The sequence below is a fragment of the Streptomyces sp. NPDC050564 genome, assembly GCF_044457265.1.
Classification (GTDB): Bacteria; Actinomycetota; Actinomycetes; order Streptomycetales; family Streptomycetaceae; genus Streptomyces.
In genome coordinates, this window is record NZ_JBITGS010000073.1 from 1 (window position 1) to 23,029 (window position 23,029).

A 23,029-nucleotide genomic window follows, 5' to 3' on the forward strand; every position below is an offset into this window, starting at 1 on the left:
CCGGGACATCGCTGGTCTTCAAACTCCAGTCCGCCGTAGCCACGTCGCACACCTCCGAGATCAGGGCGTTGCGACGACCAGTTGAATCCACCCTGCGATCCGCGATCACTGTGCAGAATGCACCCGGCGACGTGTCCACGCCGGGCAACAGCGTTGTTCACGATCGGTGCGGCGCCGTCTTCTTCTTCTCCGCGTAGACCTGCGTCAGGCGCTCGATCGCGTCGCCCTGCGTGGAAACCAGCTTCTTCGGCTGCAGGTCAGCAAGCCGGGACGCCCTGCGGCCTCATGCTGACCATTTACTGACCCGGACGCGGCGATCATGGCCCTGACCTGAGGAAACACCCAAACGCTCGATCTTGGACTTGAAGATCCCGAGTCCGGCCCAGGTCTGCGCGCCCGCCAAGCGGCGGAGGCGAGTGCGGCGGAATCCGAAGCTGCGCTTGAGGTGGCTGATCCGGGCTCCGATGCCGACTCTCCAGTTGCGCATCCGTCGGAACGGGCAGCTGCGTTCGTACTCCTGGCGGGCCTTCCCCGGGGTTCCGGTGCGCTGGAGGCCGATCCGCGACCCCGAGTTCGGACAGGGCCCGGTCGTTGGCCGCGGCGCCAAAGCCGCGGTCGGCGACCACGGTTGCCGGCACCCGGCCAGCCAGCGTGATCACCCGCTCGACCGCAGGCACCAACTGCGGGGCATCGGCCGGGTTTCCGCGGTGCACCTGGTGGTCGACGACGAAGCCGTCTTCTGCCTCGGCGACCAACGCGGTGTAGCCGAACTGGCTGTGGTGCTACGGCCTGCCCTTGCGTACTACAGGCGGGAAGATGCCCTGATCTCGCCAGCGGACATGACTTCGACGCGCATCCTCGCAGGTCAACGGTGCCGCTTGCTCACTACTTGCCAGATTGCCCACCTGTGCGACGTCCACAAACGGATCCGGGGTCTCGCTGCGACGCTCGCGCCCAGACCTCAGCCAATTTTTGACCAATCGGTCCGCAATATTTATATTGGACCAGTCGGACCATAACGCCCCCCCCCGCTAGCCCCGGGGGACTTGCGCAGCAGCGCGCCGGCGAGAGGGAAGACCGCACCCGGACTCCGGCCCGGAGACGAATCACCCGGCCGTCCGTTTGACGATCCCAACGAGCCACCAGGAGAAGACCATGGGACAGCTTGACGGCAAGACCGCACTAGTCACCGGCGGAACCACCGGGATCGGCCTGGCCACCGCGCGGCGCTTCGCGGCCGAGGGCGCTCACGTGTTCATCACGGGCCGCCGCCAGGAAGTCCTCGACGCCGCAGTGGCCGAGATCGGCGCGAACGCCACCGGCGTCCGCAGCGACGTCGCCGACCTGGCCGACCTCGACCGGCTCTACGCAGCCGTCACCGCGCAGGGCCGCAGCATCGACGTGCTGTTCGCCAACGCCGGCGGCGGCGAGTTCTCCACTCTGGAGCAGGTCACAGAGCAACACTTCGACTCGACCTTCGACATCAACGTCAAGGGGATGCTGTTCACCGTCCAAAAGGCGCTCCCGCTGCTCAGCGACGGCGCCTCGGTGATCCTCACCGGCTCGACCGCCGCCACCACGGGGGCCGAGGCCTTCGGCGTCTACGCCGCTTCCAAAGCCGCCGTTCGCTCCTTCGCCCGCACCTGGGCCAACGAGCTGAGGGACCGTGCGATCAGGGTGAACACCCTCGTACCCGGCCCCATCGACACCCCCGGGATTGCCGGCCTGGCTCCCGACGCGGAGCAGACAGCGCAGCTCCAGAGCTCTCTTGCAAGCCAGGTGCCCCTCGGCCGCATGGGGCGGCCGGACGAGGCCGCCTCGGCAGCCCTCTTCCTGGCCTCCGACCAGAGCAGCTTCATCACTGGCACCGAACTGTTCGTCGACGGCGGCCTCAACCAGGTCTGAACCCGGAGGCCGGTCCTCGAACGGCCGACTGCAAACAAGCGGCCGACGTCCCGACGAAACCCTCCGCCCCCTCAGCAGAGCGCCCGTCCCACGCCCCCCCCCGCCAGGTTCGTCCCAGCAGGCGCCGCGCGCCCAAACCAGCTTCTTGACTCAATGGCCCATATCGATTTCGAAATGACCGTTAGGTCCACAACTCGTTCAACGGGCTCCGCGGCACCTCTGCGGGATGGCGCTGTTCTTGGCCCGCCCCCTGAACAACCGTTTCAGGTACCTCATCGTGAAAGGTGTTTGATCATGGCTACGCGTGACGTCGTGGAGCAGTTCCTCGGCCTGCTGGCGGCCGGTGACCCGGACAGGGTCGCCGAAATTTTCGCAGACGACATCGACTGGTACGTCCCCGGCTCGGCAGCGCTGCCCTGGACGGGGCAGCGTTCCAAGCGCAGCGAGGTGGCCGACTACCTGCGCACCCTGGGATCCAACATCGTGCCCGACAAGAACGTCGACGAGGTCGAAGGGCTCCTCATCGACGGCGACCACGCGATCCTGCTCGGTCGCTTCACCCGGGTAGCGAAGAGCACCGGCCGGACCTTCGCCATGCCCATCGCCATGCACCTGCAGGTGGCCGGCGATGAAATCGTCACGATGCACCTCTACGAGGACACCCTCAAGGTGTCCGAGGCGTTCGCCGAGTAACCCAGCAACCAGCCCGGTCGCGCGAGGACTCCCACGGGCCACGGGCCCACGGATGCGCCCGGGGGAACAAAGCCGTATGAGGGATGCCCTCGAGTTGCTGCTCGCGTACACCGGAAGCGTCAACGATCCCGACAAAGCGGCAGATCTCTTCGCAACATCCACCTTCAGAAAGGTAGAAGCACATGTCGAAGCCCAGCATTGTTGTCGCCGCTCTCTATGAAATCCACCCCGATGATCGTGAAGAATTCCTCACGCACGTCCGTAACGACATCGGGCACACTCACGCCAAGGACGGCTGCATCTGGTACGACGTGGCGGAGAGCGTCGTCGAGCCGAACGTCTTTCGTCTCACCGAAGGCTGGGAGGGCCGCGAGCACCTCGACGCGCACATTGCCAGCGAAGCCTTTCAGGCGACCATCGCGGCAGTATCCAAGCTCCACATCGTGCGCAGGGTGGCAACGATCTACAACGTCGTCGGCAGCGAGTCCGCTGACGTCGAGGGAATGGAGGATGTTTCCTCCTGACGGGCCGGCTGCCGGCGGCTCCTTGCACAGATGCGGCCTTCTGGGGGATGGAATGTGCCGGCTCGCGCCGACCTGCCGCTCACCGACAACCTGTAGGGACGGAGCGTGTCAGTGCGGCGCACGGGAGGCCGCCTACTGCGCCGATGGCGCCTGCGCGACCCGCAGGATGTTGCCGTTCGGGTCGGTGACCTGCATCGTCGGCGCGCCGGGCGCGTCCGGGTCCTTTCCGGGTCGCATCGGCGCGTTCGGACGGGCGAGCAGTTCCTTGTGCAGCGCGGACACGTCGCGTACGGGGAACCAGGCCACGCCATGCGGGCTGCCGTCGCCGTGGTGCTCGGACAGGTGCAGGACGGCTGCCGAGCGGGAGACTTGGACGTACAGCAGCAACCCAGGCCCGAAGCGATGCTCCCAGTCCAAGGTGAATCCCGGGTAGTCGAAGGTATAGGCAGCACCTGGGCGACGGACGTGACGCGCAGCACCGGTACGGCCGGACTGATGGTCGGTACGGATTTATGGACCGTAGGGTCAAGAATCAGGTAGTATGGCTGCTATGGGACGCCCTCGAAACTTCGACGAGAACCAGGTTCTGGAGTCCGTACGCGAGGAGTTCTGGAACCGGGGTTATGCGGCCACATCGCTGCAGGACCTGATGGGTGCCACGGGGCTGGGCAAGGGAAGTCTGTACGGGGCGTTCGGTGACAAGCGCCAGCTCTTCCTTCAGGTGCTGGACAGCTACCGTGACGAGCAACTGAACAGCGTCCGGTCGATCCTCACCGGGCCGGGCACGGCCATGGAACGCCTGACCTGCCTCCTTGAGGGCGCGGCCGAGGGGTTTGCAGAAGACCCGCAGCGGCGCGGCTGCTTCTTGGTCAACAGCACTTCAGAACTCCACAGCCAGGAGCCCGACGTTGCGTCGCGGGCCAGAACGACATATCAGGCCGTCGAAGACCTCCTGATTGCCTGCGTCGAGGAGGCACAGGGCGAAGGAGCCCTGGCCCCGGACGCCGACCCCCGGGAGCTCGGACGAGTGCTGCTCGCGGTTATGCAGGGCATCGAGTTCCTCGCCAAGACCAACATGGACGAGTCGGCCCTGCTCCAGATCGGCCGCGCCGCCCTCGCCCAGTTGCCCCGCCCTTAGACGTTGGGCAATTGCCGCCAGGTGCAGCCCGATGTGGCCACGAAGATGATCGCCGCCAGGCATTTACGGTCACCGGTCCGCCGGCGTCCGCCGCCCTGCGGGCATATGACCTGCGTCGGCGGGACCACCCGCCGAAACAGCGTCCACAGCTCGTCCGGCACCAACCGCTCAACCAGATCCGTCATGCACGGCTCAACGAACGATTAGCCCATAAGAAACGACGCCTTAAGGTAGTCGGCGACCATGGCGGCGAGTTCGTCCGGGGCGGCCAGGCGGATACTGAACCGCCCCGCGTCGCATGGAGACGTGGGGACTGGTCAGCGGCTGGCGCGGATCATCACGGTGAGAACCGGCGAGGCCGGTGACGGCTCTGCCCGATGTCCTCGTACCCCCACGACTTGTAGAGCGCGTGGACTTTTCCGTTGCCGGCGGCCGGGTTGACCATGAGCGTGACGTACGGCTCGCTCGTCGCGTGTGGCGAGGAGTGCGTCGTGGATGCGGCGGGCGGTGCCGCTCTTCCGCCAGGCCGGCCGGACGCCGATCTCCTTCAGGGCCACCGCCGGGCGCTCGGTGTACTTCTCCGCCGGCGTCGGGCTGGTGCGCTGCCAGTACCGGTCGCCGTGCTCGATGGTGTTGCCGTAGGCGTAGCCGACCGGATGTCCGTCCGCGTACGCGAGGACGGCCGTGAACCCCGGCTCGGTGCCGTGCCGGTCCAGGCGCTCGCCGAACGCGGTGACGGCGTAGTTCGACAGGTGGAGCAGAGGGGCGCGCACGTCGGCGTACACGTCGAGGAGATCGCCGCGGACGGTGTCGAGGGTGGTGAAGGTGCGCAGTTCGATGGCGGGCGCCGTGGTCATGCAGCCATCTTCCAGGCGGCGGTGTGCTCGGTCCAGGTCTGGACGGTGGTGCTGCCGGGCGCGGTGGCGCGCAGCGCGGCCCCGAACTCTTGCAGCATGCGCGAGACGCGGGCGTGTTGGGTGGCTGCGTCGGCGGGGACCTTCATCGCGGTGGCCGTGGCGGCGTCGGCGTCGCCCTGGGCGGGGGTGTGCGAGCCGGGTCGTGGTGATGGCCCGGGACCGGTTCATGTGAGGCCGGAGGGCGGACAGGCGGCCAGCAGCCCCACCCCGAACGTGAGCCGCACCCCGCAGGCGTGGTAACGCAGGAGACAGCCAAGAAGGTGCTCGACAACTACGAGAAGATCAACAACGAGGCTCCTACAAGAATCGCTCCTACTACCGTCCCCCAGCCGGTACCGCGAGCTGGTTCGCAGTCAAGGCCACGGCGTCTACGACAGCAAGCAGGACGTCCTCGTGATCTTCGACAAGGTCGCCGGAAAGTACAAGATGGTGTTCGCTCTGTGGGCCGACGAGGCACCCATACCCGCGATCGCCGTCGACCGGCACGGACTCGCCTCGGTTGCCGACCCGGCCCAGCGCGTTGAAACACTCGACCCCAACAAGCTCACCGCCGCCTATCAGGAGCGGGAAGACGGCGATGGAGGACTCCTGCGGCAACTGCTCGTGTACTCGCTTCAACGCCTCGTAGACAAGCACTTTCTCGTTCGAGTCGAAGACGAAGCCGTCCTGGTGGAAAGCGGGGATCACTTCCCTGGCGCGGGTTCTGGATGCCTGGTTGGAGAGTGTTCCCCGGGCCAGCCTCTGGTGCAGAATCTGTTGCCGATCGTCACCGACTTCGGGAAGCGCCGGCGCGGCCGTGACACTGTCGATCTTTAGGCCGCGCCGCCCGGCCACTGGTGCTGTCCTATCGCCAGGGTAGAAGCGGCTTCCGACAGACCCACCTGACCGGCTATAGGGCGCCAGCCGCCGCCGCACGGTCGCGGACGGTGCGCAGGCTGACGCGTACTCCGTTCTCGTCTTCGATGTGCCATTCGTTCATGCCCTGGCAAGTCTTGGTGCCGCGTGCGACGGCTCCGGCCTCGTCGACCCGGCCGTAGGGGGTGCCTCCGGTCGCTGTGAGGATGATGCCGCCGGTCGCGTCGATGGTGGCCCAGTGTTCGATTGCGCGGCAGGTGACCACGATCCGGGTGCCGGCTTGCAGAACCTGGGCGTCGATCATCCTGGCTACGTCCGTGCGCCGGCCTGAAGCCGGTTCGCGCCGCAGAGCGGCCTGGCTCGGACGGGCAGGCGGCTGAGTGAAGACGCCTGCTGAAGGTGCCGCGACAACGGCGGCAGGCAGGCCCAGGCGTGCGGGGTTCCAGATATGTTCGAACAGACGTAGATACAGCTCCTGCCGCGTTGCGATGACCGTGGTCATCGTCTCTCTCGCCCCGAAGGCCCGCAGGTGTTTGTCGAGCTGGTGTGTCTTGATGAAGTCGCGCAGCTCGCGGCCGACCGCGCCGACATCACGGTTGATTCGGCTTGCGTCGGAATTCGGCACGGGCGCAGGAAGGCCGCCCCTAATCTTCTCTCGCTGTCATACGGGGGTGTTCTGCGTGTTTCATAGAGGTGTGGTCTGCGGTGCGCGACCATACGGACGCGGCACAGCACATTTTCCAGCCGGTGGGCGCCGTGGCGCTGACTGCGTGGGTCGACGCGCTCGACACCAGCAAAGCCAACGGCGTCAAGAGCAACAACCGGCAGGCAGAACACCGAGACAGGAAGAAGGACGGGCATGTCCGGCAGTGAAAGCGAGAATCCGGCAATCCCTTCACCGACGCCCACACCGACGCAGCGGCCCAGGACGAACCGGGACTGGTGGCCGAATCAGCTGGACCTTCAGGTTCTCCACCAGCGCTCGCCCCGATCCAGCCCGATGGACGAAGACTTCGACTACGCGAAAGAGTTCGCGGCCCTCGACGTCGACGCACTGAAGCGTGACGTCTTCGAGGTGATGACGACATCCCAGGACTGGTGGCCTGCCGACTACGGTCACTACGGGCCGCTCTTCATCCGGATGAGCTGGCATGCCGCGGGAACGTACCGCATCGCGGACGGCCGCGGCGGTGGCGGCAGCGGCGCACAGCGCTTCGCCCCCCTCAACAGCTGGCCGGACAACGCGAGCCTGGACAAGGCGCGCCGTCTGCTCTGGCCGGTCAAACAGAAGTACGGCCGGAAAATCTCCTGGGCCGATCTTCTGGTCTTCGCCGGAAACTGTGCCATGGAATCCATGGGATTCAAGACGTTCGGGTTCGGATTCGGGCGAGAAGACATCTGGGAACCCGAGGAGATCTTCTGGGGGCCGGAGGACACATGGCTCGGAGATGAGCGCTACAGCGGCGACAGGGAACTCACCGGTCCTTTCGCCGCCGTGCAGATGGGACTGATCTACGTCAATCCGGAGGGGCCCAACGGAAACCCCGACCCGATGGCTGCCGCCCGGGACATTCGGGAGACGTTCGCGCGCATGGCGATGAATGACGAGGAGACAGTCGCACTCATCGTCGGCGGCCACACCTTCGGCAAGTGTCATGGTGCGGTCGAAGCCAGTTATATCGGCCCGGAACCCGAGGCCGCCTCCATCGAGCAACAGGGCCTCGGCTGGCGGAACACATACGGCAGCGGCACAGGCCCCCACACGCTCACCAGTGGTCTGGAGGGCGCATGGACCACCGAACCGACCAAGTGGGACAACGGCTACCTGGACAATCTCTACGGGTACGAGTGGGAGCTGACGAGCAGCCCCGCCGGCGCCCACCAGTGGACTCCCTCGGATCCCACGGCCAAGAGCACCGTACGCGACGCCCATGATCCGTCGAAGCGGCATGCCCCCATGATGCTGACGACGGACCTCGCGCTGAAGGTGGACCCGGTCTACGGCCCGATCACGAAGAGGTTTCACGAGGCCCCGGACGAGCTCGCGGTGGCGTTCGCCAAGGCGTGGTACAAACTGCTGCACCGCGACATGGGACCCCGCTCGCGCTACCTCGGCCCGTGGATTCCCGAGCCGCAGCTGTGGCAGGACCCCGTTCCCGACGTCGATCACGAACTGGTCGGGGACGAGGACATCGCTGCCCTCAAGGGCAGGATCTTCGCCTCGGGCCTTTCCATCTCCCAGCTCGTCACCACCGCCTGGGCATCGGCGGCAAGCTTCCGCGGCACCGACAAGCGCGGTGGGGCGAACGGAGCACGAATCCGTCTCGCGCCGCAGAAGAGCTGGGAACTCAACGACCTCCCCGAGGTGACCGAGGTACTGGCCACGCTCGAGCGGATCCAGCAGGACTTCAACCTCTCCCAGACCGGCGGAACGCGGGTCTCCCTCGCCGACCTGATCGTCCTCGGCGGGTGCGCGGCCGTCGAGCAGGCCGCGAGGAACGCCGGGTACGACATCACGGTTCCGTTCGCACCTGGGCGTACGGACGCCTCGCAGGAGCAGACCGACGCGGCGTCATTCGCCGTGCTGGAGCCCAAGGCGGACGCTTTCCGCAACTACCTTCCGGCGGGCGAGAAGCTGTCGCCGGAGACCCTCATGCTGGACCGCGCCAACCTGCTGACGCTGACCGCTCCCGAGATGGCGGTGCTGATCGGCGGCATGCGGGCCCTGAACACCGGCTTCAAGGGGTCCCTCCACGGTGTCTTCACCCACCGGCCGGGAATCTTGACCAACGACTTCTTCGTCAACCTGCTCGACATGGGCACGGAGTGGAAGGCATCGGCTACGGAGGAGAACGTGCTCGAAGGCCGGGATCGCGCCACCGGCGAGGTCAAGTGGACCGCCACCGCCGTCGACCTGATCTTCGGTGCGCACTCCCAGCTCCGAGCCGTCTCGGAGGTCTACGCGTCCCAGGATGCGGGAGAGAAGTTCGTACGTGACTTCGTGGCAGCGTGGAACAAGGTGATGAATCTCGACCGGTTCGACCTCGCCTGAGCCCGACGTCCCGGTCGACCCTCACCGGCCGACCGGGACGTGGCGAAGGCGGTGCTGAGCCAGATGCCTGCGTGAGCGGGCCGGCTCCACATCGTTGTCAGCTCCTGGCTCCGGGAGCCGGGAGTGGCCGCGAACGCGAAACCGATGCTCGCCTCCAGGCGCCGCCGTCGGAGAGGGGAGCGATGTGCAGGACGCCCGAGTGCGCTCGTGTGATGGACTGGGCGACAGCCAGGCCGAGACCGTGTCCGGCGGTCCTGTCCGACCCGTGTCGGCTGGCGCGTGTCGAGGCAGTGGAACGGTTCACGCACGACGGCATCATGGGCCCCGACCTCATGGACAACATGCGGGCCCAGGCCGAGCGCTTCGGCGCCGAACTCGTCCCCGACGACATCGTCGAAGTCGACCTCACCGGCACCGTCAAGACCGTCACCGACAGCACGGGGACAGTCCACCGCGCCAAGGCCGTCATCGTGGCGACCGGCTCGCAGCACCGCAAGCTCAATCTTCCGGGCGAGGACGCGCTCTCCGGCCGTGGGGTGTCGTACTGCGCGACCTGCGACGGCTTCTTCTTCCGCGAGCACGACATCGTGGTGGTCGGCGGCGGCGACACGGCGATGGAGGAAGCCACCTTCCTCTCCCGCTTCGCCCGATCCGTGACCATCGTCCACCGCCGCAACACCCTGCGTGCGTCCAAGACCATGCAGGACCGCGCCTTCGCCGACCCGAAGATCTCCTTCGCCTGGAACAGCGAGGTCGCCGAGATCCACGAGGGCGGCGGCAAACTCGCCGGGCTCACCCTGCGCGACACCGTCACCAGCGAGCCCTCCCACCTGTCGGCCACCGGGCTGTTCGTCGCCATCGGCCACGACCCGCGCACCGACCTGGTCACCGGCCAGCTGGACCTGGACGACGAGGGCTACCTCAAGGTCAACTCGCCGTCCACGCGCACGAACATCCCGGGCGTTTTCGGCGCCGGGGATGTCGTCGACCACACCTACCGCCAGGCAATCACCGCGGCCGGCTCCGGCTGCGCGGCGGCCCTGGACGCCGAGCGGTACCTCGCCGCCCTGAGCGACGCCGACGCCGCGGGCGAACCGGCCGTAGCCGCCGCCTGACGCCCCGGAGGCAGATCATGGCTCTCGCGAACGTCACCGACGACTACGGCGCCCCGTGTGGTGTTCGTCTGCACGCACAACTCCGCCCGCTCACACCTCGCTGCCGCCCTCTGGAAGCGCCACAGCAACGTCCCGGTCGCCTCGGCGGGAACTCAGCCCGCCTCCCGAGTCCACCCGCGGGCTGTCGCGACCGCGCGCAAGCACGGCCTCTCGCTGGCGGCCGCCCACACCTCCCATATCGACGAGACACTCCGTCCGGACGACCTCGTGGTCGCCGTCTGCGACAACGCTCACGAGCAACTCGGCCCCCGGGTCCCCGACCGACTGCACTGGTCGGTCCCCGACCCCACCCGCACCGGCACCGGCACCGACGACGCCTTCGCCGACGCCCTGAGTGATCTCGCCGACCGGATCGACCGGCTGGCGCCCGCCGTCCGCCCTCCTGGAGGCACCGATGACTGAGACCGCGCCCGTCCCGCACCGCAACCTGAGCATCGACCAGCAACTCGCCCTACGCACAGCGGCCACCCACCTGAGCCGGGAGTTCGACGGCGTCTTCGGCCAGGAGACGATCGAGCGGTTCCTGCACACCAGCTACGACCAGTTCGCCGGCCGCAGCACCATCCCCAACTTCCTCCCGCTCATCGCCGAACGCTTCGCCCGCCAGCGCCTGCGCGCCCTGGCCAAGGTCGAGGGCCACTCCATCGACGGCAAGCCCGTCGTGCTCTTCCTCTGCGTCCACAACGCCGGCCGCAGCCAGATGGCCATGGGTTTCTTCCAGCACCTGGCTGGGGATGGCGCCGTCGCGTGGTCAGGCGGATCCGAACCCGGCTTCGAGGTCAATCCGTCGGCCATCGCCGCGATGAGCGAGCGCGGCATCGACATCTCCCGCGAGTTCGCCAAGCCCTGGACCGACGAGATCGTCCGCGCCGCCGACGTCGTCGTCAGCATGGGCTGCGGCGACGCCTGCCCGGTCTTCCCGGCAAGCGCTACCTCGACTGGACCCTGGACGACCCGGCGGGCAAGACCGTCGACGACGTCCGGCCCATCCGCGACGACATCGAACGCCGCGTCCGCGGGCTTCTCGACGACCTCGGCGTCCCGATACAGCACTGACCGCGGACATGGGCACGGCGGCCGACCCACGACTCGTCTTCGCCTACGTGCACAGCGCCTGACGCAACAGGGGTCTCGAGCCGGGACGCATCGGCCAAGCACAGCGCCGTGAGTGGTGCACACCACCCCTGCCAACTCTCCCCGCCGACGCCGTGATCACGACATCGCCGGCCATGGCCGCGCATGCCTGCATGGCCATCCTGCGCGCCCGAGAGCTGGACGCGGCACAGCGGAAACGGCCGTGGGGCGGCGGGCGGAAGGGAGACCCGAAGCCTCCCACTGGGTTGAAGTCGGGCGGTTCGGCCTCTGCGGAGGCCGTATCGCCCCTATCGCCCGTACCCTTCGTGGTGTCTACGGCGTCACATAGCGGGCGCCAAACCACTGGAGGCAACACCCCGTGCTGATTGCTCAGCGTCCGTCCCTGACCGAAGAGGTCGTCGACGAGTTCCGCTCCCGGTTCGTAATCGAGCCGCTCGAGCCGGGCTTCGGCTACACCCTCGGCAACTCCCTCCGCCGCACCCTCCTGTCCTCCATCCCCGGTGCGGCTGTCACCAGCATCCGCATCGACGGTGTCCTGCACGAGTTCACCACCGTGCCGGGCGTGAAGGAGGACGTCACCGACCTGATCCTCAACATCAAGCAGCTGGTCGTCTCCTCGGAGCACGACGAGCCGGTCGTGATGTACCTGCGCAAGCAGGGCCCGGGTCTGGTCACCGCCGCCGACATCGCGCCCCCGGCCGGTGTCGAGGTGCACAACCCCGACCTCGTCCTCGCCACGCTCAACGGCACGGGCAAGCTGGAGATGGAGCTCACGGTCGAGCGTGGCCGCGGTTACGTCTCCGCCGTGCAGAACAAGCAGGTGGGCCAGGAGATCGGCCGCATCCCGGTCGACTCCATCTACTCGCCGGTGCTCAAGGTCACGTACAAGGTCGAGGCCACGCGTGTCGAGCAGCGCACCGACTTCGACAAGCTGATCGTCGACGTCGAGACCAAGCAGGCCATGCGTCCGCGTGACGTCATGGCCTCGGCCGGTAAGACCCTGGTCGAGCTGTTCGGTCTCGCCCGCGAGCTGAACATCGACGCCGAGGGCATCGACATGGGCCCGTCCCCCACCGACGCCGCGCTCGCCGCCGATCTGGTAATGCCGATCGAGGAGCTGGAGCTCACCGTCCGTTCTTACAACTGTCTCAAACGCGAGGGCGTCCACTCCGTGGGTGAGCTCGTCGCCCGCTCCGAGGCCGACCTCCTGGACATCCGTAACTTCGGTGCGAAGTCCATCGACGAGGTCAAGGCGAAGCTGGCCGGCATGGGCCTGGGTCTCAAGGACAGCCCGCCCGGATTCGACCCCACCGCCGCCGCACTCGGTGCGGACGACGACACGGACGCGGGTTTCGTGGAGACGGAGCAATACTGAACGCTGCGCTGCGCCGGCCATAGAAACACTCGCGTCGGCCGGCAAGCGCATCGTCGCCGTCAGCGGCAGCCATGACGCCATCAAGTCAGCCCTGTGCGCCCGCGACCTGGATCCCAACAGCGAGCTCCTCGATCTGCGACAGGTACTACGCCTCCGCAAGGTCGAGCTGCGTCAGGGCGTGGGAGCCCTCGTCAGACGCCGGGCCATTGTGGCCGCGAACTCCTCGGCCCGGGACAGTTGGGTGCGTAGATCGCGCGGGCTCGTGGTCGCCCTGGCGCTGATCTCCGAGGCGATCTCGTTCACGATCATCGCCGGCGTCGACCCGTCCATCGGCCTGTTCGCCTCGTTCACGATGGCCGTGACCATCGCGATCGTCGGCGGCCGACCAGCCATGATCTCCGCAGCGACTGGTGCCGTCGCCCTGGTCATCGCCCCACTCAACCGCGAGCGCGGCTTCGGCTATCTGGTCGCGGCCGTCATCCTGGCTGGTGTCTTCCAGATCGTCCTCGGCGCCCTCGGCGTCGCCAAGTTGATGCGGTTCGTGCCGCGCAGCGTGATGGTCGGCTTCGTCAACTCCCTCGCCATCCTCATCTTCATGGCGCAGGTGCCGGAAATGACCGGCGTGCCCTGGCCCGTGTATCCGCTGATCGCCGCCGGTCTGGCACTGATGGTGTTTTTCCCGAAAATCACCACCGTGATCCCGGCACCGCTGGTGTCCATCGTCATCACCATCGCGGCCGGGATCGCGGTACCGACCGTGGGCGACAAGGGTGCCCTGCCGTCTTCGCTTCCGGTGCCGGGCCTGCCGGACGTGCCACACCCTGGACACGCTCACCACCGTCGCCCCGTACGCGCGCGCCATGGCGCTGGTCGGCCGACAGGTGGGCAGGGAATGCGTGCCGATTGCGATGGCTCCGGGAGTGCCGGGGGTGAGGAATTCGCCGGGGGGAAGCCGCTGGCGCAGGCGATCAGCACGCCAGGGCAGAGGAGACGGCACACACGGAGCGAGCGGCGTCCAGCGACTCCTGCAAGCCGGCCACCACGCAGGCGAAGCCGGTGCCCCGCCAACCGGCACACCGCGTCATCCCGAAGGAATGCGAAACTCGAATTCGGGACGGTCCCACGGCACGGCGGGCGGGTTCGCGAACGCGGTCCCGGTCCGCACCGCACCGACGCGGTGGTAGAAGTCCTCGGCGGGAAGGTGCGACACGACCTTGAGACGGTCGATCCCGGCGGCACGGGCCTCGGACTGCATGTGCGCGACGAGCAGCCGTCCAATACCCCGTCCTTGCACTTCGTCGGCGACGAACAGCAGGTCGAGCTCCGGTGGAGCGAGGACGAGCGACTAGAACCCGAGGACCCGGCCTTTATGCTCGTCGGCGCCGACGGCCACAAAGGCGCGATGGGCCTCGATGTAATCAGGACCGACCCGGTAACCCGCCACTGCGGCTGCATACTTACCCTCGTAGGCGCCTGAGCCACGCACGAGCCGCGTGAGCCGTTTGGCATCCCGCGCGACGGCCCTCCGTATCGTGATCGGCTGGTTGATCCGGGAAGTGCGTGAACTCATCGGGCGAGTATTTCGCACCAGGGAGTGCCTTCGTGCGGCGGGTCGGCTGCTCAACGCAGGCGTTCCTGCGCCGCTCCCGGGAACCGCTCGCCCAGGCCCCGATCGGCCACGTCACTGCCGCCGAATCGGCCGCCCGCCAGCAGCAACTGGACGCCCGACCGATGCGGAGGAGCTGGAGAACGGCGTGGTCGACGGCTGCTCTCCCTGAGCCTGCCGTGGCGAAGCCGAGCCGGTACAGGAAAGTTCCGAGCCAGCCTCGTGAGGCGGATCATCCTCGACGTTCGCCGGCCCCGACGGCTGGACCACGCCCTCACCGTCCCCGGGGCCCGGGACATCGGCCCTGAGTGGGACAGCTGGGCCTGCAAAACCTGGGCCTGAGTCGTTCAGTTGACGATCCAGACCGATGTCGCCCGCTATACCGTATGGATCTTCTCCAGTCGGATTCCCGGGCTGACCACCTCCCCTGGAAGGAGGCGTCTACGGCGAGGTGAATCTTGGTGGTCAGCCCGCCGCGCCCAGCCACTCCCACTGTGCATCCGTCAGATCACCACGAGACATTCGAAGATCGTTTCACGATCTTGATCAACACCTCAAACACGCCCGCACGGCCCATCCGAGACCCAACCCGAAGGTCAGACGATCGGCGCGCTCACGATCCCGCCGCTCAAGCGCCCTCCAGGCGTATGCCACGCTCGCACTGTACGTACCGCATGCGTCCTCCGCTGTCGATTGCGCAACGGCCTCGATGCGCCTTGCTACCTCTCCTCGTTCCCCTCGCAGCGACCCTCTGCCTCACCATCGGAGATCTCTGTGCCGACCGGCTGCCGGTGCACCACAAGCGGAACCGCATCCAGGCGCACAATCGAGAGCCGGCTTGCCGCGGTCGGCGTCTGCTGCGAGCGCGTCACGCCAGGCGACGCCAGCGATTACGTTCGTGTCTCCGGTGTTCCGGCCGGTCCGGGGACGGGTGTCCGCGCGTCCGCGTCGGTGCAGGTCATCGACGGAATCGGGAGCGCGCCTTACGCCGCGTACCAAGCACCGACGCAGGTCACTCTCACACGAGCAGCGCCTCGAGCTCCGGAAGTCGGCCGAACAGGTCGGGGAGGCCGCGCACCCCGTTGCGCACGGACTCGTCCGACAGCGCGAGGTCAGGACCGGTGCTCGCCTCGACACCGGCGAGGCACCGGAAGATGTTCCACCTCGTGTGCCCCAGCCAGCCGCCGATCATGAACACAAACCAGCTTGGACCTGACGGCGGCAGCACTCCGCCCCCCGCGACATAGCCGTCGAGAACCGAGCGGAAGATGGCGGGCTCGATGTCGTCGAAGCCAGGCCCCTTCGCGAGGCTCAGCGCGGTCGAGCCGAGCTCACCGGACAGGTCGACCATCCCCGAGAGCTCCCAGTCGAGCACGACCGGCCGACCCTCTCGAGCCAGCAGGTTCCACGGTTGGATGTCCCTGTGGGTCAGCACGACGGGGCCTGGCCGTTCGCAGGTGTCGACGAAGTGGGCAATCGCGAGGAACGTCTCGACGTGAGAGGCGAGCTCGTCGGCCCACGGCTGTCCGGTCGCCGCCGCCCGCTCGGCGAGCTCGGGCCAGTCCCGTGACGTCGGGTCCTCGCTCGACACATGGGTCCACGCGACGTCGAGCGCGTGGATGCGCGCGAGGATCTCACCGATCTCAAACGCGTACGCCGCCGACACCGGTGCTTCGGGCACCTTCTCTCCCTCGACCCATCGGTGAACGAGCGTGTAGTGGTTGGCCGAGATCGGCTCTGGCATCGGAATGCCGGCAGCGAAGGCCGCCCGCTCAAACCTGAACACGTCCTCGACGCGATAGGTCCAGCGGCGGTCGACGAGGTTCAACTCCTTCACCGCGAACGACCCCTGGTCGGTGTCGAGCCGGTACATCCGGTTGGCGAACCCGCCGTGGACGCGGATCATCGGCCCGATCGGCGCGCCGAGATGCGAAAGGTTCACCCACGCATTCTAGGAGCTGGCAGTTCATCGATGCACCGGACTTTCCCGCGATGCATGCTCACGATCACCGCCACGCCGACGAACGGCCACAGCCCGACCACTTACCAAACACGCCTTAGATGGGTGCGCAGTTGGTAAGGAACCCCATCACCTATTTTGCCTCCGGCTCTTGCGGGTGGCTGGGCGTCCTGATTACCCGCATCCAGCACACCATCCACAGCCCCGCCCCCAACTCCCTCGCCGCAGCCGCCCGCCGCCGTACTATGCGGGCATATGCGGCTGACCTCGGAGCGTACGCGACACAGCCTGCAGCGACTCCTGCGACCGCGAATCCGATCAACCAACCACGACTTTATGGAGGCCAGCCCCCTGGGCCAGCACGCACCCCGGCGGTCACTCATAGGCAGAATCCGCAAGTTGGTTGACAAGACCGTTCTTCTCCACGGCCGCGTGGACACCGCTTCTACGCTGGCCGTCATGCGCGAATTCGAATACCGGAGCAGCAACATTCCGTTGGAGGAGTATGAACTCACCTCTGGGGACCACCGCCGTCAGAACCAGAGCGAGGAGATCAGCGAGTCGGTTCGGCGTCAGGTCGAGGAGGACAACGCCAAATGCCGGGCAGACCCGGCGAGGGCGGAGCGTCGCCGCCAGGCGTTCGAGAAGGTCGCGAAGCTGATGCAGTCCTTCAAGAAGGCAGACCACGAGATCATGCGGTGGCGTGTCCGGCTGTACTGCGGCCACATCATCGAGACCGAGGCGCACTACACGTACACCGACCCCATCTCCGCCGGGTCATACGGCAGGCGATGCTCTGAGTGCGGGGAAGACCGGCAAACAATCGTGGCCTTCGAACGCATCGGACTGCGTTGCGAGCCACCGGAAGCAACAGAACCTCCACCTCCGCCGCCCCCGAAGAAGCCGACACGAGCCGACCTCGAACGACGCGTTAAGACCCTGGAGAAGGAGAACGAACGCTTGCGCGGGAAGCTCAGTGGCTGAAAGCTGCGACCGCAGGGACTGGGCTGACTCGCCAGCAGCGCACGGAGACCGAGCTGACGGCAACGGCGAAGATCGCCGCCCGCACGGGCACCCAGTTCGCCCGCACAATGGCAGCTCATCGCTCCCTTCGGCGAAGGCCCGGCCGCGCACCGGTCGGCGATACGCGCCATCGCCGCGTAGACACGGTCCACGTCAGCCTTCGCTCGTTCGAGCGAATAGTTTCGAACCACCCGCCGCTGACAAACGGAACTGACAACATGCCGCGGTGGTACGTCAACCTCGAGTCGAAGGCGGGTCATTGAAACGACGGGTCAATGAGCGGCAGCTCTCGGTGTTGCAGTGGGTGGGAGCCGGGTGCCCTGCCGGCGTCTGGAAGCCAGCTCCTACAAGACCACTTGCCAGGCACTGCAGAACCGGGGCCTGGTCACGATCTCCCGGAAGGGCGGGCAGTGGAGTGTCGCCCTGACAAGCGTCGGCCAGCACTATCTGGCGCACGGTACTTACCCTCCCCGCGGTTCACGCTCGCAGAAGACCCAGGCCGCCACTCCGCAAGCCCCGTCTAACCGCGCGCAGGAAACTCCGGCCTCCGTGCGAAAGCCAAGCTCTCCCCCGCAGCCTCGCGTGACGTTCACGGAGCAGCCGCTGCAAGAGCTCGCGGAGGCGGGCGGCCGGATCGTCAAGAACGGACGCGGGCCGGATTCCGTAAACTGGCCGTCCCGTATCGCCGCTGCCCGCAGGTCCGGAAGGATCCCGGAGACGAAAGAGCTGTACGGGGCTGGTGCCGTGGCGGGTACGAGATCAAGCTCGTCGACATCCCCGCCTGGCGTCTTGCCGTCCTCGAACCCGTCCCCGTGCCATCGCGGCTCGTGCGGCCGCACCCCGTGGTCCGGGCCATGCAGAACGAACGTCAGCCGCTGGGCCTGACCAAGCCCGTCCAAGGGCGTGCTCTCCGACTCATCCAGGCGCTGATCGCCGCCGCCGAGAACGACGGACACTCCAGTTCGGCAGGACAGACTGGCTTCGCACCCCCGTCTCATCGCCGGCGCAGGGCATCTCCCCACTTCACCATCACCGCGCAGGGACAGACCGTGGGGTTCCTCGTCCTCCAGGAGCAGGACCGGACGGAGCACGTCACCACCGAGAAGGAACTCACCGAGGCGAAGAAGTACTCCTGGGCCAGGATCCCCCGCCTCGACTACACCCCGTCCGAGCGTCTCCGCTTCGTCCCTAGCGGTGGCCAACCGCACCGGGCGAGCGAATGGGCTGACACTCTCGGATGCTCCCTCGAAGAACAGCTCGCCGAGATCGCGCAGGAGGTCGCCCTCCGCGGCGAAGCCGCAGAACGCAGACGTCTCGACGAGATCGAAGCGGCACGCCAGAAGCGCGTCCGCTGGGAAGCTGCCATGGAGGAGGCTCGCGTCCGGTACGCGGAGGCGTACCGCGTCAGGCACCTCGAAGTCCAGGAAGCGGCATGGCGCCACGCCACCCGACTGACCGAATATGTGAGCGCCGTACGCACGCGAATCGAGGCCATGCCGCCGGGGAAGGCGAGAACCGAAGCCGAAGCATGGATCAGCTGGGCAGCGGACACCGTGGAGCGTCTCGACCCCCTGGAAACTCCGCCCCAGTTGCCCGACATCCCCGAGCCGCGAGCCGACGACCTGAAGCCCTTCCTCGGGCACTGGAGCCCCTACGGCCCCTGACGCGCCACCCGCCCGACGGCCCGCCCAGCGTCACAGCGAATTGCAGCACGAGGCGTTCAACAACGGCTACTTCACATCACCGTGAGACCAGGCACATAGCTGGACCCACGGTGACCGCACCACAGTTCGTCAGGGCCGGCAGGACGGCCGGACGCTGAGCAGCTCGGTCCGCAGCACGGGCATGCCGTCGACAGGCGTCGGGTCCTGCGAAGTTGGCTCGATACCGCCAGCAGCGATCTTGTCGAGCGTCTTCAGGCCGGCGGCACCGACACTGCCGAACACCGTGTAGTCCGGTCGCAGCGCGGAGTTGCCGTAGACGACGAAGAACTGCGAACCGTTCGTGTTCGGCCCGGCGTTGGCCATCGCCAGCAAACCGCGCCCGTAAAGGCGACGGACGCCGGTCGGATCGCTCGGTGCCGGCGGCAGGTCCACCGGCAGCTCGTCCTTGTACTCGTACCCCGGCCCACCCTCGCCAGTGCCGGTCGGGTCGCCACACTGCAGGACCTTCAGCGTCGGATACGCCGTCAGCCGATGGCACACCGTACGGTCGTAGAACTGGTGCCGCGCCAGGTGCACGAAGCTCTGGACCGTGCACGGCGCCTTCGCCCGGTCCAGACTCAGCGGGAGCGGGCCCTGGCTGGTCCGGACAGCCATACCGACCGTGCCGTGACTGGGGGTGTGCCGCGGGTCGGGCGGCAGGGGAACCCGCCGCGCCGCCGGCTCGTCCGGGGTCTGGGTGTACTGACAAGGACCGTGCGTGGTTCGCGGCGGGGCATCGTAAGCAGAGGCGGTGGTGCTGCCCCCGGACACGACCAACGCTGCTGCCGCCAATGCGGTCATGAGAGCTCGGTTCATCCTGCACACCCTCCAAAAGATCGCCAGATTTCGGAGCGGTCGCAGCCTAAAGCGCGGCCCGGCGGGCGAGAACCCGCCCGCAAGCCACATCCGCCTCCCAGCCTTCGGCCCGCGGCCGCAGGCGACTTCGTTCGGATGCAGCACAGCGTCGGCTGGCCGATCAGGGCGTCCAGCCGGTGCACGACGGATGCTCCCCGAACCCGGTCGAGCGGCCTCCCCAGTCCACGCAGAGGCCCCCACCGAACGCTGCCGTGCGCATGAGGTGATCTCACCGGGGGTGCCGCTGTCGAGACTGACGGTGCCGCTGCCGTCATCTCGGGTCGCTCCGGGGGCCGGTGGGGGATGTCGCGCAGGGTGTCGGCGACGGCCCAGATCAGGGCTGCGGCGATGGTGGTAGCGCCCCACAGGCCCCAGGCAGCCGCGGGCGCGTCGTCGGTCAGGAGCGCGGGCAGAGCGAGCACCGCAGCAACCGGCAGAGCGATCGCCACCTCCCGCGACGGGCCGCCCGCACGGTGCACCCGGACTGCGCATGCTGCGGCGGTCACGAGGCCGACGGCGATCAGGATCCAGGTCAGTGCCGTCATCGCCGACACCTCCGGGCAGCGGGCTGGTGCGGGCCGCGAGCATCACCTGGCGACGGGTGGGAGCCGGTTGGCCGGTGGCGCAGCTTCGGCCAGAACGCGGGGGTGCGCTCGGCGTAGGCGGTCCACTGTTCGCCGAAGTGGGCGGCGACTTCGTGTTCTTCGCTGCGTGCCGGCCGCCAGTACACGTACATCAGGATCGGGAACATGATCAGGGTGGGGATGGTCGGCCACTGCAACAGGAAGCCGATCATGATGAGGAGGAAGCCGTCGTACTGGGGGTGCCGCACCCATGCGTAGGGGCCGGTGGTGGCCAGGTGGTCGTGCTGGGCGGCTTCGTGCAGGCGCCTCCAGGCGGCGGCGATCAGCCAGAAGCCGGTGCCGATGGCGACGTAGCTGGCCAGGTGGAAGGGGCTCAGGTGCGGATCGCCCGACCAGCCGGTCAGGTCGTTCCACGGGTGTCCGCCGGCGTGGGTGTTCTTTAGCAGCGGGAAGTGGGAGCCGAGCCAGCTGCCCAGCAGGTAGACGGTCAGCGGGATGCCGTACATCTCGGTGAACAGCGCGACGAGGAACGCGCTGTAGGCGCCCATCGCACGCCAGTCCCACTGCGTTGTGGGGTGGAAGAAGCTGGCGGCGAACACGATGAACAGCAGGGTGTTGAGGACGACCAGCGGCCACAGGCCGTATGCGGCGTCATCCATGGCGACCTCCCACAGTGGAGGCGGGGCGGGCGGGTGTGCGCCGTCCCTGGGCGAGGCTGCTCATACGCTGCTGGTAGGCGGCTTGGTCATGGTGAAGGCGCAGGCCCACCACGCGCAACTCCGCGGCCTCCAGAGCGGCGCGCCGGCCACCGCAGGCGGGCCAGCGGTGGCCGGCGGGGCTCCTCGCTGCCGAACAGCCGGGTGATGTCGTAGACGAGGGCGCCCAGGATCAGCAGCCCGATCAGTGTGGCGGTCACGGCGGCCATGGCACTCACCTCCCACCGGGGCCGGGGACGGTCAGGGCCGGCTGGGCCCGGTGTGGTGGTCGTGCTTGTGCACCGGGTCCTCGTCCCGGTCGTCGCGGTGCTGACCGTTGCCGCCGTGCATGCCGCGCATCATGAAGAACATCATCAGCGGGCAGGCGACGACGAGGGCGAGCCAGACCATGGTCGATCCGGTGCGGCCCGCGGCGAAGTACCGTACGCGGCGGCCAGTTCGACCAAGTGCAGCATCTCCGGCACCCGCGACAACGCGACTCAGGCAGCCTCGCCGGGCGTCGTCGTCCGCGCCGCGCCATCCTCGACCTTTCCCGCAGAAGGTCATGACCTGTACAGAGAAGAAAGTGACGGTTTTCCTCCCCGAGTACTTCACACTGCGCGTCCTTTCAGGAGTCGAACGACATGAGGCGTGGAAGCGACCCGCTCTTGGGACGGGAAGCAACCCGTGGGCCCCGAGGGAATGGAGTAATGCCAGTGACAGAGTCCATGGAGAGCCCTATGGGGTTCAGCGCGCCGAGGCGCGGATTCCTGGGACTGCTGGGGCCTGCCAGGGCCAAGCAACGCGAGAGCGTCGAGAAGATCATGGAGGGACTGGAGAAGCAGTCGGCCACCTACAAGAACATCATCCTCACGCGGATCGACCAGCGGTACGTCGATGACGTGTGGGGCGAGGCACAGGTCAGGATGACCGCGCACCTGCGGGCCGGCCACCGGGTGAAGAACCCGGCCGCCTATATGACGCGCGTGTGCATCAACTGCGCCTACGACGAGCTCGAGAAGATCAGGAAGGGTGCCGAGGACCTCATCGGCGACGACGACACCGGTGTCCTGGAGCGCACCGACGTCCCCCTGGACGACTCGGGCCTGATGTACTCGGACGTCAAGACGATCATGGCCGAGGTGCTGACCCCGCGCGATCACCGCGCCTACGTACTGCGCTTCGTCTACGGCCTGAACGCCAAGGAGATCGCCGAGGTCCTGGACTGGACCCACGACTGCGTGCGCCAGGCCCTCGTACGAGCGGACCGGATCCTGAACAGGCCGGAGGTGAAACGCCGCTTCCGCTACCGGCCTCGCAGCTCGGAGCGATGAGTAGACCCCTTCCAGGGTCTGCGGATCCCGGCCCCGACCGGCACTCAGCCGGACGATCCGCCGCAGGCCCGAGTGGGGATCTACCCCGGCCAGGAACGGGCGAAATCTCGGGGGATTGGCCCGCACCTGGTTCACATCGAGCGAGACCAAGGAAGGGAAGTCATTCGTGTACAAACTCGTACTCACGATCATCGCGTTCGTGATGGCCGCGTGGACCAGGCTGCGTCGCCTCGTTGAAAGGGTTCGCACGCCGCGCACCGCTGTGTGGGAGGACCTTCACGAGGACACGGCTGTGACCGAGGGGCAGAGGGGTCCTCTCGGTCACCGCTCGCGGTCCAACGACGGGCTGCAGCCGGGCAGGGCGTGAGATAGCACAGGGCGGCGTTGTCGCACCGCCTGGCAGCGCACGGCGGGGGGGCCCCCCCCGACAGCCCGGGCCCCCCCCCCCCCCGCGCCGCGGGGGTGGGGCCCCGCGCCCCCCCCCCCCCCCCGCCGCCCCCCCCCCCCCCCCCCCCCCCCCCCCCGCGCCCCCCCCCCACG

Annotated in this window: 20 protein-coding genes and 9 pseudogenes; 17 read left to right on the top strand and 12 right to left on the bottom strand. The window is 67.6% G+C overall.

The genetic code is table 11. The features are described from left to right. Positions 1 to 197, top strand: a 197-nt coding sequence (locus ACIBK0_RS49440) for a hypothetical protein (RefSeq protein WP_399096336.1), incomplete at its 5' end; no start/stop codon positions are given. An 86-nt stretch (positions 198 to 283) separates the two neighbouring features. Here the strand turns inward: ACIBK0_RS49440 and ACIBK0_RS49445 are convergent. After that, a pseudogene (locus ACIBK0_RS49445) lies at positions 284 to 803 on the bottom strand (transposase); the annotation flags it as partial. 352 nt (positions 804 to 1,155) lie between these two features. Here ACIBK0_RS49445 and ACIBK0_RS49450 point away from each other — a divergent pair. The 3 genes from ACIBK0_RS49450 to ACIBK0_RS49460 all read left to right on the top strand — a co-directional run bounded on the left by ACIBK0_RS49450 (position 1,156) and on the right by ACIBK0_RS49460 (position 3,122). After that, positions 1,156 to 1,905, top strand: a complete 750-nt coding sequence (locus tag ACIBK0_RS49450; RefSeq protein ID WP_399096339.1) for a glucose 1-dehydrogenase — start codon at positions 1,156 to 1,158, stop codon at positions 1,903 to 1,905. Between the two features lie 294 nt (positions 1,906 to 2,199). Next, positions 2,200 to 2,598 carry a nuclear transport factor 2 family protein gene (locus ACIBK0_RS49455; protein WP_399096342.1) on the top strand — a complete coding sequence of 133 codons (399 nt, stop codon included), beginning with the start codon at positions 2,200 to 2,202 and terminating at the stop codon, positions 2,596 to 2,598. Between the two features lie 182 nt (positions 2,599 to 2,780). Further along, positions 2,781 to 3,122: a putative quinol monooxygenase gene (locus ACIBK0_RS49460; protein WP_399096344.1), complete on the top strand. Its 342-nt coding sequence runs from the start codon at positions 2,781 to 2,783 to the stop codon at positions 3,120 to 3,122. A gap of 132 nt (positions 3,123 to 3,254) precedes the next feature. Here the strand turns inward: ACIBK0_RS49460 and ACIBK0_RS49465 are convergent, their stop codons facing one another. Next, on the bottom strand, positions 3,255 to 3,539 hold the full coding sequence (locus tag ACIBK0_RS49465; protein WP_399096347.1) for a glyoxalase superfamily protein: 285 nt from the start codon (positions 3,537 to 3,539) through the stop codon (positions 3,255 to 3,257). 133 nt (positions 3,540 to 3,672) lie between these two features. Between ACIBK0_RS49465 and ACIBK0_RS49470 the strand changes: the two genes are divergently transcribed. Next, positions 3,673 to 4,260, top strand: coding sequence for a TetR/AcrR family transcriptional regulator (locus tag ACIBK0_RS49470; protein ID WP_399096350.1), 588 nt, complete (start codon positions 3,673 to 3,675; stop codon positions 4,258 to 4,260). Positions 4,261 to 4,265: 5 nt separating this feature from the next. Here the strand turns inward: ACIBK0_RS49470 and ACIBK0_RS49475 are convergent. The 3 pseudogenes from ACIBK0_RS49475 to ACIBK0_RS49485 form a co-directional block, all read right to left on the bottom strand. Then, positions 4,266 to 4,445, bottom strand: a pseudogene (locus ACIBK0_RS49475) (transposase); the annotation flags it as partial. A 132-nt stretch (positions 4,446 to 4,577) separates the two neighbouring features. Beyond that, positions 4,578 to 5,117, bottom strand: a pseudogene (locus ACIBK0_RS49480) (GNAT family N-acetyltransferase). Beyond that, a pseudogene (locus ACIBK0_RS49485) lies at positions 5,114 to 5,366 on the bottom strand (XRE family transcriptional regulator); the annotation flags it as partial. The pseudogenes ACIBK0_RS49480 and ACIBK0_RS49485, both read right to left, overlap by 4 nt. Before the next feature lie 204 nt (positions 5,367 to 5,570). On the opposite strand from ACIBK0_RS49485, the gene ACIBK0_RS49490 reads away from it, so the two are divergent. Continuing rightward, positions 5,571 to 5,993: a hypothetical protein gene (locus tag ACIBK0_RS49490; protein WP_399096353.1), complete on the top strand. Its 423-nt coding sequence runs from the start codon at positions 5,571 to 5,573 to the stop codon at positions 5,991 to 5,993. A 73-nt stretch (positions 5,994 to 6,066) separates the two neighbouring features. Here ACIBK0_RS49490 and ACIBK0_RS49495 read toward each other — a convergent pair whose 3' ends face one another. After that, positions 6,067 to 6,657: a hypothetical protein gene (locus ACIBK0_RS49495; protein ID WP_399096356.1), complete on the bottom strand. Its 591-nt coding sequence runs from the start codon at positions 6,655 to 6,657 to the stop codon at positions 6,067 to 6,069. 80 nt (positions 6,658 to 6,737) lie between these two features. Here ACIBK0_RS49495 and ACIBK0_RS49500 point away from each other — a divergent pair, with 80 nt between their 5' ends. The 8 genes and pseudogenes from ACIBK0_RS49500 to ACIBK0_RS49535 form a co-directional block, all read left to right on the top strand. Then, on the top strand, positions 6,738 to 6,905 hold the full coding sequence (locus ACIBK0_RS49500) for a hypothetical protein (RefSeq protein WP_399096359.1): 168 nt from the start codon (positions 6,738 to 6,740) through the stop codon (positions 6,903 to 6,905). Continuing rightward, complete coding sequence (katG, locus tag ACIBK0_RS49505; RefSeq protein ID WP_399096362.1) at positions 6,892 to 9,084, top strand: catalase/peroxidase HPI; 2,193 nt, start codon at positions 6,892 to 6,894, stop codon at positions 9,082 to 9,084. Before ACIBK0_RS49500 ends, katG begins: the two co-directional genes overlap by 14 nt. Before the next feature lie 290 nt (positions 9,085 to 9,374). Further along, a pseudogene (locus ACIBK0_RS49510) lies at positions 9,375 to 10,199 on the top strand (NAD(P)/FAD-dependent oxidoreductase); the annotation flags it as partial. 57 nt (positions 10,200 to 10,256) lie between these two features. Further along, positions 10,257 to 10,661, top strand: coding sequence for a low molecular weight phosphatase family protein (locus ACIBK0_RS49515; protein WP_399096365.1), 405 nt, complete (start codon positions 10,257 to 10,259; stop codon positions 10,659 to 10,661). Further along, positions 10,654 to 10,824: pseudogene (locus tag ACIBK0_RS49520) on the top strand (three-helix bundle dimerization domain-containing protein); the annotation flags it as partial. The gene ACIBK0_RS49515 and the pseudogene ACIBK0_RS49520, both read left to right, overlap by 8 nt. Before the next feature lie 135 nt (positions 10,825 to 10,959). Further along, positions 10,960 to 11,315 (top strand): annotated as a pseudogene (locus tag ACIBK0_RS49525) (phosphotyrosine protein phosphatase). Positions 11,316 to 11,712: 397 nt separating this feature from the next. Then, positions 11,713 to 12,729: a DNA-directed RNA polymerase subunit alpha gene (locus tag ACIBK0_RS49530; RefSeq protein WP_399096368.1), complete on the top strand. Its 1,017-nt coding sequence runs from the start codon at positions 11,713 to 11,715 to the stop codon at positions 12,727 to 12,729. A 205-nt stretch (positions 12,730 to 12,934) separates the two neighbouring features. Further along, positions 12,935 to 13,604, top strand: a pseudogene (locus ACIBK0_RS49535) (SulP family inorganic anion transporter); the annotation flags it as partial. Between the two features lie 206 nt (positions 13,605 to 13,810). Here ACIBK0_RS49535 and ACIBK0_RS49540 read toward each other — a convergent pair. Together ACIBK0_RS49540 and ACIBK0_RS49545 are read right to left on the bottom strand one after the other, a co-directional pair. Continuing rightward, positions 13,811 to 14,299, bottom strand: a pseudogene (locus tag ACIBK0_RS49540) (GNAT family N-acetyltransferase). A 1,054-nt stretch (positions 14,300 to 15,353) separates the two neighbouring features. Further along, complete coding sequence (locus ACIBK0_RS49545; protein WP_399096371.1) at positions 15,354 to 16,277, bottom strand: phosphotransferase family protein; 924 nt, start codon at positions 16,275 to 16,277, stop codon at positions 15,354 to 15,356. 417 nt (positions 16,278 to 16,694) lie between these two features. Between ACIBK0_RS49545 and ACIBK0_RS49550 the strand changes: the two genes are divergently transcribed. Continuing rightward, on the top strand, positions 16,695 to 17,279 hold the full coding sequence (locus tag ACIBK0_RS49550) for a hypothetical protein (protein ID WP_399096373.1): 585 nt from the start codon (positions 16,695 to 16,697) through the stop codon (positions 17,277 to 17,279). An 893-nt stretch (positions 17,280 to 18,172) separates the two neighbouring features. Further along, positions 18,173 to 18,982 carry a hypothetical protein gene (locus ACIBK0_RS49555; RefSeq protein WP_399096376.1) on the top strand — a complete coding sequence of 270 codons (810 nt, stop codon included), beginning with the start codon at positions 18,173 to 18,175 and terminating at the stop codon, positions 18,980 to 18,982. A gap of 129 nt (positions 18,983 to 19,111) precedes the next feature. Here ACIBK0_RS49555 and ACIBK0_RS49560 read toward each other — a convergent pair whose 3' ends face one another. The 4 genes from ACIBK0_RS49560 to ACIBK0_RS49575 all read right to left on the bottom strand — a co-directional run bounded on the left by ACIBK0_RS49560 (position 19,112) and on the right by ACIBK0_RS49575 (position 21,566). Next, a complete protein-coding gene (locus ACIBK0_RS49560) occupies positions 19,112 to 19,636 on the bottom strand; it encodes a peptidylprolyl isomerase (RefSeq protein ID WP_399096379.1) in 525 nt (174 codons plus the stop codon). Positions 19,637 to 20,417: 781 nt separating this feature from the next. Continuing rightward, positions 20,418 to 21,119: a methyltransferase family protein gene (locus tag ACIBK0_RS49565; protein ID WP_399096382.1), complete on the bottom strand. Its 702-nt coding sequence runs from the start codon at positions 21,117 to 21,119 to the stop codon at positions 20,418 to 20,420. Between the two features lie 86 nt (positions 21,120 to 21,205). Then, positions 21,206 to 21,385: a hypothetical protein gene (locus tag ACIBK0_RS49570; protein WP_399096385.1), complete on the bottom strand. Its 180-nt coding sequence runs from the start codon at positions 21,383 to 21,385 to the stop codon at positions 21,206 to 21,208. 31 nt (positions 21,386 to 21,416) lie between these two features. Continuing rightward, positions 21,417 to 21,566, bottom strand: a complete 150-nt coding sequence (locus ACIBK0_RS49575) for a DUF2933 domain-containing protein (RefSeq protein ID WP_399096388.1) — start codon at positions 21,564 to 21,566, stop codon at positions 21,417 to 21,419. 329 nt (positions 21,567 to 21,895) lie between these two features. On the opposite strand from ACIBK0_RS49575, the gene ACIBK0_RS49580 reads away from it, so the two are divergent. Beyond that, positions 21,896 to 22,489 carry an RNA polymerase sigma factor gene (locus tag ACIBK0_RS49580; RefSeq protein ID WP_399096391.1) on the top strand — a complete coding sequence of 198 codons (594 nt, stop codon included), beginning with the start codon at positions 21,896 to 21,898 and terminating at the stop codon, positions 22,487 to 22,489. Positions 22,490 to 23,029 lie beyond the last annotated feature (540 nt).